This window comes from Ureaplasma sp. ES3154-GEN, from assembly GCF_025780075.1.
GTDB lineage: Bacteria > Bacillota_I > Bacilli_A > Mycoplasmatales > Mycoplasmoidaceae > Ureaplasma.
In genome coordinates this window covers 39,749-51,600 of record NZ_JAOXHM010000003.1, presented here as the reverse complement: position 1 = coordinate 51,600, position 11,852 = coordinate 39,749, and the positions used below count along the sequence as shown (strand labels likewise).

General features: G+C 32.5%; 4 protein-coding genes. All 4 read right to left on the bottom strand.

The features are described from left to right. Positions 1-13: 13 nt before the first annotated feature. Complete coding sequence (locus tag OF377_RS01360) at positions 14-7,579, bottom strand: PDxFFG protein (protein WP_263836113.1); 7,566 nt, start codon at positions 7,577-7,579, stop codon at positions 14-16. A gap of 16 nt (positions 7,580-7,595) precedes the next feature. Continuing rightward, positions 7,596-8,915, bottom strand: coding sequence for an ABC transporter ATP-binding protein (locus tag OF377_RS01355; protein WP_263836112.1), 1,320 nt, complete (start codon positions 8,913-8,915; stop codon positions 7,596-7,598). Continuing rightward, the gene (locus OF377_RS03280; protein WP_263836168.1) at positions 8,902-10,146 is read right to left on the bottom strand and encodes an ABC transporter ATP-binding protein; all 1,245 of its coding nucleotides are present in this window, start codon (positions 10,144-10,146) and stop codon (positions 8,902-8,904) included. Before OF377_RS03280 ends, OF377_RS01355 begins: the two co-directional genes overlap by 14 nt. A gap of 688 nt (positions 10,147-10,834) precedes the next feature. After that, complete coding sequence (locus OF377_RS01345; RefSeq protein ID WP_263836111.1) at positions 10,835-11,851, bottom strand: ABC transporter permease; 1,017 nt, start codon at positions 11,849-11,851, stop codon at positions 10,835-10,837. Position 11,852: the final 1 nt, after the last annotated feature.

Below are 11,852 nucleotides of genomic sequence, written 5' to 3'. Positions count from 1 at the left end.
AGACTCCTCCTTTTTATAATTTAAATTGATTTTGGATCTTAATTAAGACTTTATTAGCCTCTGCTGGGTCATCTGATTGGTAAGCATAGATTGGTGCTGTGTTGTACGATTTCGTATTTTCAGCAACATATTTGCGAGAACCTAATGTCAGCAAGTTACGCCCTTGATCATCAAGTACACGTTCATTATTTTCGTCTACAAAGAATAATTCAAATTTTTCTTCGGAATTAATATTAACAAGAGCATTTGTATAGTTTGCAAGAATTGCATAGTCACTTGTCCAAGAAACATAGCCTTCATCACTTAATGTGTGTTTTGTACTAATGTCACCTTGACGTTTTAGATAGAATAAATTATTCGTGTTATTTGTCGTCAAATCAATATACACAACTGATTCGCTATTTAATGGCTTAAATGCTAATTTTTTAATTTTATCAGCATATTTTGATTCAACAAATCCTCAGAATAATGTTGAATCTAACTGTTCATTTCGGAAAACACCTGTTAGAGTTCTATCCCCAATCCCTTGCGATCGTAATGAATAAATTCACATTGCACGTGCCCGATCTTGAATCGTATTGTTCTTTAGATCTTTAATTTTAATATGGGTGTCAATCACTGGGTTTCGGTTTTCATCATATAGCTCTCAGTTTAATGCTTTACGCAATCAACGATCTTTAAAGTATCCATTATTGGTAATTTTGGTTTGACCAATGTAATTCAAACGATTAGGGTCAGCTTGTCTAATTGATTCAAAGTTTTCAAAATCATCTAGCACAAATAGTTTATTGCTTGCTTTTTTCATATATTCAGATAATGGATTTTTAATTTCATTATATGCAACAAGGAATAAGTAAATGTGGTTTTGTAAATTTGTTAAGTTATTAAGTAATGAATTTTTTTGTTCATTTGTTAATTCTAAACTCAATGTCAATTGGTCGAATTTTTCATTAACAACAGATAATACATCAGATAAATTATTATCTGTTAGAGTACTAATCAAACGTTCATATTGGTTTTTTAAAGTATCTAACATAAATGTCAAATCATCCACATTATTTGTTGCAGTTTTTAGTAACTCATTCGCTGACGTACTAATGCTTTCTAACGAATTAATTAGCAACGCTTTGTTTTCAAAGTTAATATCATCAGCACTTAATTGATTACGAGCAAAAGATAATAAATCTACATAGCCTGTGATTGCTTGTTTAGTAAAACTTGCTTGTAAAGTTAATGAACGTTGGTAATCGTTATTAATTGCTTCAAATGCTGTTGCCCCATCACTAGATGGTGAATTTAAAATAATTGGGTCAGTTTTTAGTTGATCAATTAATTGTTTTAAATTTGTGTTAGCACTCGTCGTTGTAGTTAGCAACTGCTCAGGATCAAAGTTTTGTGCAGTGAATTCCAATCAACTACGTGTTCAAGTTTCATTATCCACTAAGGCACGGTTGAAATTAGTTAATTCCCGACTAATTTGGTCATAATCTAATACTAAACGCATTAAATTTGCAGAGACCGCATTTTGGTTATTAAATCCACTTCGGCCAAGATCATTAATTGCCTTAGTTCAATATAATGTATTATTGCCCGCAAACACATATTCTGAACCTGAATTTCATTCAGATAAATTAGATACAAAGTTTGGTAAGTTATCTAATTCCTGTGTTGATGGGACAAATGTTGTTTGAACATAATCACGCGTTAATACTTCTGGCAAACTATAAGTATAATCAGCGAACACTTCGGCTAATTTATCATAAGAACGCTCACTATTCGTTTGTGTATATCCAGATGATAAAGCTTTGTATTCTCCATTAATTTTTTCAATGCTACCATTTGTTTGCGTATTTGAAACATTATAAGCAAACAGTTCAGCATACGTTGAAATAGTTGTGTCTTTCGTTGGATATATATAACTATAACCTAATGTAATATCCACTAACAGACCATAGTTAATTTGAATATCTGCTTCATCTTGTTTAGTAACATCAACCATATATTTTTTAACTAATCCAATGATATCATCAACTGATCGTTGATTTTCCGCGTTTGGATCAACTTCGAAAACATTATTTTTGTTTCGCATTGCATAACCAGCAATTTGACTTGCAGGCTGAGCTGTTAAATTGTTTGGTGAATAAGAGTTCCCAAAAGAAGCAACACCATCTAATCCCACACGCCCTTCAAAAATATGTTTATATTTGCTTAAATCACTCAATGGAATATTATCTGATTTAATGAATAACTCAAAATCACGATTATTTAGTTTAAAACTACGCATTAAATCCGAAATAACACTCGCTTTTGTACGCAATCCTCCAGTTTGAATATCAACCTTGTTAGCCTCATAATAAGCATCCGTGTCAAAGAATGTATTATCAATGTACGCATATTCATCTGAGAATGAGAACTCCGCGTTTTGTGTGGCTTTGTTATAGTGGTATTTTGTGAAGTCAATCGCAAAGAAAGCAACAGCTTCCTCAAGAGTTTTGAACTCAATTGTGTCTATTTTTTGGTTTTTGTATGTTAACTGTTGAAAATTGTATTTTGGTTCTTTGTTTCCATCTTGATTAACAATAAACGCTGGAAAATCATATAAGAATCCATAACGGTCACGATTTACATTCGCAACAATCCGGTCGTTTGCTTGATTACCATCAGCAGCACGCTTTAAAAAGAATAATGGTAGATCATTATCTTTACTTACCATCGAACCCAACACAAAGTATTTAGTATTATTGTCTACAAAACTTTCGTTAGTGATTGTTTGTTGTTGGTTAAATTCAAGTTTAAAAGCATCTGAGAACGCAATTGATGTTTTGCTAACAACAGCGGATGAAACTCCAGTTCCCACAGTGGCAATTGCACGTCCAAAATATTGGCTAACACTGCCATCAGCATGTGCGAAACGCATTCCTCGTAAAAATGGATGGTTGCTAGGTTGAAATCTAAACGCCTGTCCAAGAGCATCATTAACAACAATTCGATTTATTCATGCTAGAACAACATTTAATAACCCTTGATAATGTTTTCGTTCTTTTGCAGTTAAATTAGGTCTTTGTAATTCAGTTTGTAAATAATTTCTAAAAGGGAAAACAGAACTTATAACAGTTGATACAGCTGAACTACGATCAATAACATTAGTTAAACTTGCCAATAAACTTGATGAGCTAGCAACATTTTGTCCAAATGTTTGCACCATTGGATCACCAATATTAAATCATTTTTCTGCCTCATAAGCATCCACATATTCTTTTCTTTGTGTAAAGGCTCAACTTGAACTAATTGGTTCATCTGAATATGCTTTTCCATCTGATTCTCATCCATTAATTGAATAACGGGGAGCTTCCGAAGAACCAGGAACTAATAATAGAGCATTAATTTGGTTAACGATTTTATTAACTTCTGCTGTGAAACGTGTTTGATCGACAACATCGTTTTCGTTACTAAATGATGTTAAATTTAAAACATCATTATTGTCTTTAGTTTTAATTAACACATCAATATTATGTTTATTTCATAATGCTTCCCCGGTTAAAGTTTCATCTTTAAAACGGTAAACAACAGGACGTCCGTCTGCAAACAGAATATTATTTCCCATACCATCTTTTAGAATTCCTGCATAGTTTGAAAAATCAGTTGTTCTTGATGGAATTTCAAAACTTGTTAAATCGATTAAAACATTGTTAGCTTCAGTAAACAAGGCATCATATTCTTTTTGTGTTTTTGTGTCTTTTTCACTTACAAACTTATTAACTTTTTTAACAAGAGCATCTGAAACTTGCAGCGGGTTAAAACGATTATTGTTGTTTGCAACTACTTTTGTATTTGCGTTTAAACGATCATATTGCGTTTGCACATATGTTCGCAAATCAGTTAGTGTTTTTTCGTATACACTTGCAACATACATTTCTACATCAACGGTTGTTGCTTCTGGATTTTCACTTCGGTACTGAGCACTAACTTGTTGCGGATCCACCTTAAATTCTCTGGTTAAGAAATAACGAGCCGCAAGTAAATCTTTAGCTACTAATTCTGGTGAAATTACACTTGCATCTATTGATGGACTTAATGTTCCTGAGTTATGGTCAAAAGCATTCAGCAAGAATAAGTCTGAAATTTTAACTCCCCGCAATTTTGCAGCTTCATCTAATTGTTCATAAGTTTGTAAGAAACGTCGTTTCTTATTTTTATAGAAATTGTTTGCTTTATCGGGTGCATCTGCTCCTCAAACATCAGTTGGTGATTCTCAAATATATTTTGAACGATCATCATCTAAAACAGCATTAGTCGAGAAGTTTGTTAATTCTCCTTCATCACTTGGTGTATAGTCAATTTTCATTCGACGTACACCAATTCCTGAACTTCGAGCATTTAAATAATCCTGGACAATATTAATGTTGTATAAACTATCTAAACCAAGTCCACTACGTGATGTAATTCCCCCAACTTCAGAAATATCTCTTGTGTCTGAAATATCTTTTACATATTGTAAAGTTTGGTGGTGACCATATTCGTGAGCTCCCACATATTTCAAATAGTTAATCCCTGTTGTCTTAAATGATGGATCAGTTTCGGCAACAATTGACAAGTAAGGGACACGGTCAGTCGCAAAGAATCCATAGTATTCCCCATCCACAACTTCATAATGCGCAGCCCCATTATCATCATAGACAACTTCCTGGTGAACGCCATTAATTTTTTTCATTAAATACGGTCGTTTGTTAACTACTTTATCAATTAATCCGCTAAAGACATCAACATAAACTTCATATGATTTACGCATTTCGTTATCTACGAATTGACTTTGTTCTTTAATTACCCGTGGTGTAAAAGGATCAAAGTATTTAATAGCAACTTTAAATGTGTTGAATGCATCATCAAATGAAGAATCATATAAACGACCTTTAGGGTTGTTTTCCGTTTTCGCAAGTAATGTATATTCTTTAACAAGTGGATTTAATGGATCTAAAATTACAGCCGGATCGTATGATTTTAAAACTTTTGTTTTTAAAACTAAACGGTTAGCTTTACTTATTGTCGAACTTGCTTCTCCAAAACTTGCTGACTCAATCTGTACCCGAGTAATTTTAGTTTCATCAAAGTTTTTCGTTTCATTTAACAGTAAGTTGTCGAATGTGTCATAAAAACGAGGATTTGTTTGGTTATTATCATCATAGACAAAAACTTCTTTATCCTTAATAATAGCATCGTAATTATATAAATTACGGAAGTTGTGTACATCTTCAGTTTTTAAATAATCATCAAAATTCTTAATAATTAAATCATTTAAACTGTTATAGAAAATTGAATCACGACGTGACAGGAAAGAACGAGTTAAGTTGTTTGTAGAACTATCATCTAAGAATAATGTTTCATCCCGTTCATTGTTTTCATTTAAATTAAATGGTAATAAAACAAATCCAGTTTCATTGTTATCATAAGTTAAACTAAAACCAGCACCATAATTGCCAAATTCTTTGGTTTCTACACTTTTAACTTTAACTGCATTTACATCTTTTTGATTAACAGTTGCAAATTTGTTTTTTGCAGTTTTATCACTATTTAATTTAACATTATAACCATACTTATTAAAAATTTCATATAAGTAATTTGACGCAATCGTTAGTGCTTCTGCTTCATCCTTTGCGCTAAATAAGTAATTAAAGCTGAATGCATTCATTGCATCTTGCGTTTTAGCTGCTTGTTGTTCAACTACATCTAATAAGGTTTTATTAAACATATTTAATGTACTTGTATTGTCTTCGATATATGGTACATTGGCACGAATAAAATCAAAAACAGTTTTAAATTTATCAGCAACGTATTCTAGGTTAGCTTTCGCCAGACTTAATTGGTCTTGGTTATTTACTGGTTGTTCAGGAGACGCTAATGATGTTGAATATCATAAGTCTTGTTTGTCATCAGGTAGATTTAATGACGCGAATAATTGTTTTAAAAATAGATTGAAATCAACAGTAGGTACTATTGTATCGTCATTATTACTAAATGGTGCTAAGACTGTTTTTAAGGTTTCGCGAGCATTAGTTGCAAAACTTGTTAAGTATTCAGCAAAATATTTAACAAAATCAACTAGACTATTTTTAAATCCAGCTCGGTCAGAGTTATATAAATCAACTAATCCTACTAAATTATCATCCGTGGTTGTTAAATCACCTAAATTTAAAGCATTAACTTTTGTCCGCAAACTACTTAGTTGCGTTAGAGATAACGGGTACGCAAATGTTTTGTTTATTAGTTGGTCATTAAAAGTTCATAAATCTTTTAATAAACTAATAAAATTAATTAAGTTTTGTACATTTGTTTTTCGGGTCTGTAAATCAGATGAATCCTCTTCATTAGTTGCCATTTCGTTGTTCAAAACAGCTTGTTGTGATTCAAGAGTTGCTAAAAAATTTGTTAATTCAGATGTTGTTAAATTAGCTAATAATTCGTTATCAAAACTAAATGTTTTATCAACATTGGTTGATTGATTTAAATTATTATATGTTTCAAGAATATTTGCTAAAGCGCTTGAATCAGTTCATAAATCTTTTAGATTATAATGTGTACTTTGATCTGCAGTTATTTCCCCACCAACCGTTCTTAACATTTCTTTTAAAACATAGGTGTATGAATTATTGTTAAATGATTTTGTGAACGGATCAACTAAATAGTTAGCAGCGTTAAAAACATAAAGATCTTTGGCATTGGCAATCGCTTCGTAGTTTACAACTCCGTGGAAATTTGGACGATTATATGCAGAAATTAAATAGGGTAAGTTTTTTAAATACTTTGTTAATTCTTCAGTACTTAAATTTTTACTATTTAATTTGTAAGTTAGTTTGTCACTATCTTGACCTGGACCCGCAAGGGCAGAGAAAATCGGCATTGAACCAAAGAAAGCATCCGGAGAAAATTTAATTTGTGTTTTTTCTCTTGTTCCACTATGTGAACCTAAAATAATTGCATTCCCTTGAGTTTCTACCCCCGGTGTTAATGAGAATTTTGTTAGGGTAACTAAATCAGGTCCTCATGAAACATTTTGCAAGAATCAGTTTGTATATTCAATAAATTCATCAGGACTTAATGCAGGAATATATTCGTTTACAAAAAGAATTGGTCCAGTTTTTAATTCTAAACGCGGTAAGTTAAAATCATTATTGTTAATGAACAAATCAAAAAATTCACCATACTTAATGACATCGCCTTTTTTGTATTTCCCTAAATCAACCATCAGTTGAACTGGTGTATCATCACCTTTTTTAACTCAATCCTTATTTGGATCGAATTCGCTATTTCCTTCAGGGTTGAAATCATAGTTGTTAGTAATAACATTGTAAGCATATTTTGCCACTGGTTGGTAAAATTGGTTTAATAAAACCGCTTCTAGGACTCGACGTTGTTCAATTTTTGATTGTTGTCTTGAAACACGAATTTCAACTCGTCCAATTGCCTTTTCTTTTGCATATAACTTCATAAAACCAACACTTGAAGCACCTAAAACAGCAATTGTTCCGAAAGCAATCGCTAATTTAGGACCAAGTTTTAATCTTTTTTTATTCGTCTTTTTCATTATGCTAGCTTCCTTTCTAGTATTCGTTGTTTTTTCATCTTGCAACTTCTTCATCAGTTGCAAGAATTCAATGGTCATTACCTAAATGAATTCATTTAGGTTGGTATTCAGCTGTATACCCATGCATTGCTGGGTCATATGTGTACCCTAAAAGTGATTTCTTTTCTGATTCAATCGATGGTACAGCTTCCATTAATGATTTTGTATATGGGTGTAGGAAATTATTAACAACCTCTTTGGTTGGACCAATTTCCAATAATGTACCCTTATTCATTACAGCAATTCGATCAGAAATATATTCAACCATCCGTAAATCATGGGCGATAAATAAAATGGTTAAGTTATAACGTTCTTTTAAATCTTTAAAAATATTAATAACTTGTGCTTGAATTGATACGTCAAGTGCTGAAATAGGTTCATCAGCAATTAATAAACGAGGGCGCATTCCCACAGCACGTGAAATACCAATCCGTTGTTGTTGGCCCCCTGAGAATTCCAGAGGGTAACGTGCAAGAACAGTTTCATCTAAACCAACAGATTTTAAGGTTTGTAATACGATATGTTTTACTAATTTATTTCGTGATAAATCCTTGGTTAAATTAATTTCATCAAAAACTTCCTGAAGTCGCGTTAAAGATATTTTTTTAGGTAATGGGTGTTCTTGATCATAAGTTTGTAATAAATCCATTAATAGTTTTTGGTTTTCTTCTTTAGTTTGATCCCATGCATCTACTGCAAAAATATCTTTAATTTGTATTAATACTGGATTCGTTTGATCGTGTTCTTCTACAAAATATAAAAAGTTTCGACGATAAATAAAGAAGTCAACATTTAAATAACCTTTTTTAAGGTCCTTAACATTTAATAAACCTTCAGCAACCACAGTTTCAATGTTCTTATAAGGATTTAAAGAGTTTGATGGGTCTTGAAAAATCATTTGAACATTATTTACAAGGAAATCACGCATACTGTCGGTTACTTTTTCCTTTTGTTTCGGTAACACTTGGCCAGCGATCTTAACTTCTCCAAACGCATATTTTACAAGACCAATTAAAGCAGAACCAGTTGTTGATTTTCCAGAACCCGATTCCCCAACAAGACCTAAAACTTCCCCTTCATAAATATTAAAAGACATATCTTTAACTGCACGGAATTTTTTAAACCCAGCACCATAGACAATATCCATATGTCGTACTTCTACTAATCGTTTCTTTTCTGGATACGCTGCAAGACGCTCAGCAGTACCTTCGGCAACAGGACGTACAGTTATTTTAGGTTTTAATAAGGGACGTTTTTGGTAATTATAAAAATATTTTTGGTTATTATTGTCCTTCATTACTATTTACTCCCTGTTGTTTTTGTTCTTGGCGTTGTTTATAAACTGCTCATTTTTGTTTAATGACTTTTGGTGGTTCATACTCTGGTGCTCGTTCATCTAATAATGCTGTTTTTGCACGGTGAGTTTCTGAAATATAATACATGTCTGGTTCAATGCTAAAATCACGTACTAGTGCGTAATCGTTACGAACTGCAAAGGCATCGCCAACAATTCCGTTTAAACGTGAGGGCACAGAACCTTTAATAGTTGCAAGACGATCACCCTTGTTAACATCTGGCATTGATGAAATCAACCCTCATGTATAAGGGTGTTGGGGATTTCAAAGAATTTCTTCCCGTGTACCTTCTTCAATAATTTGTCCCGCATACATAATTGAAATATAGTTTGCAATTGATGCAACTACTCCTAAATCATGGGTAATAAAGATGACACACATTTTAAATTTCTCTTGCAATTCTCGAATAATGTCCAAAACCAATGCTTGGACTGTTGGGTCAAGGGCGGTTGTTGGTTCATCAAGTACTAAAATTTTAGGGTGTAACGAAACGATTGCTGCAATTACTACCCGCTGAATCATCCCACCCGAAAGTTCATGTGGATATAATTCCATAACTTCTTCTGGATTGTTAATTTTTGTTAATTTCAAATATTCAATCGCTTGTTGGCGAGCTTGTTTTTTATTTTTAACAATTCCATTAATCAACATTCCCTCCATAATTTGTGTCCCAATTTTCATTGTAGGATTTAAAGTTGACATTGGATTTTGGAAAACAGCAGAAATCACTTTACCTAAGTAACGTGAACGCTCTCATTGTGAAAAATTAAAGTTTTGAACTTCGTTGTTATATAACAAAATTCGGCCTTCCTCAACATTTGCATTATTCCCTGCTAAACCATATAACAACGACGTAATTACAGATTTACCAGAACCAGATTCACCAATAATCGCATGCACTTCCCCTTCGTAGAATTGAATTGAAGTGTTTCGTAAAACTAAAGCACGGTCACCAGGTCGTGATGGGTTGGAAAAAGTTAAGCGAATATTATCAACTTCAGCCGCAATTTTTTTTCTTGTTCCATCTGCAAATTCTTTGTACTTCACATCTTTTTCAAAAGTTGCAAAATCAAAGTTTTTTCGTGAGTTGCTTCATCCACGTTTAAATGCTTGACTTGTTTGTTTTTTCTTGGGTTTTTCTGTTAGTTTTTTAGTTTGGTTTTCTTCAAATAAACGAGCATTAGTATCTTGTTTAGTTGTTAATTCTTCTTTTGGCACAAAACTGTAGTCATTAGATACTATTTCTTGATTTGAAATGTCTGTTGATGTTTCTAATATTTGAGCTGTAACAGGTGCAGTTATTCCTATTTCACTAACATCTACTGTTGTTTCTTTTTGTACTTCTTCTTCAACTAATGATTCAGCAGGTACAAGATTAATCGTTTGTTCCTTTGTTTTTTCATAATTAGCAGCAAAAACTGCATATTCTTCTTCAAGTTGATTTTTTTCTTCAGTAGTTAACACTTTTGAAGCCTGCTCTTCAAGTGATAAATCTGTTTGTTCTAAAATAGATTCTTCAGCAGTAGTGTTTTTTGAAATTGTTGAAGTGAAATTAACTTCATCTTCTAACAACACTGTTTGTTGTGATTCTTCGAATGAATTATCGTTAATCGTTTCTTCTACACTTGTTAGATCCTTTTGATTTGAGTTTGGAATAACTGTTTCATCAAAAAATGGAACCAGTGGTGTAGCAGTAAAATTATTATTTTGCGTAACTGGTTGTTCGACTACCAATGTTTGCTTCTCATTTTTATTAGATACAGCATTGCTTGCTATTAATGTTTTTGTGTGTGAAGCAACCAATGCACTCGCTTTGGTTCATTCCCGCACCGCAAAACGTTTGGGAAGTTTATTTTTATTCTTAACGTTGTCTTCGTAACGCATCTTGTGTTGCTCCTCCTACTAGTTGGACACTTGCTACTAAACAAACTAGCAAGAATGATGGAATTAATGTGTAACGTGGGTATAAAGTAATGATGTTTGAACCAATTGAAATTAAGTTCCCTAATGTGGGATTATTAGGGTCACTTAACCCGATGAATGCTAAACTCGCTTCTGATAAAATTGCTCCTGGAATTGTAAATACCAATTGTGTAATAATCATAGGAATTAAGATTGGGACAAAGTTTCAAATAATTTTAATCGCTTTAGTACCTAGTGTTTTAGAAGCAGAAACTCATAAGAAGCCTCGAGCACGTTTAACCTGTGAACGCATTTGGTTGGCCATACTTGTTCACCCTGAAATTGACATACTAAACACAATTACCCCAAATGATGGTTTTAAAATAATCGTTAAAATCATTAGGATAATGATCCCTGGTACGTTAGTTAATACTTTAATAATAAATGTCATGATTTTATCAAAGACATTAAAATATCCCATTAAAATTCCAAATGTAACTCCGACAATTAAATCGATCGCAGATACACTTAACGCAACCCCCAGTGAGTAACGCAATCCTCACCATAACATCGCTCATAAATCCCGACCCATATCATCGGTTCCAAAAATCGCAACTGTTTCTTTGTTATCAATTGCTGATTTAATGGGAATAAAGTAATCTTTAAAACGATATTCAGGATATAGTTGTGTTGGATCATTAGTTGTAAAAGGAATAATGATCGCTAATAAAAATAAAATTAAAATAATTGAAAACCCAATTAACCCCGAAAATGAACGTCCAAACCGGTTAGCAAACTCACGAAATGGTCGTGGTTTAGCGTGCATATATGAGTTTTCTCTAAACTCCATTAAATCACCAATAATCTTTCATTGTTGATGTTGAAATGGTTGTAAGAATTTATTGGGAGCATCAGAGTTTAATTCTTCCACAAATTCTTGTGTTTTATTTTTAAAAAAATTTTTAAATTTGGACATA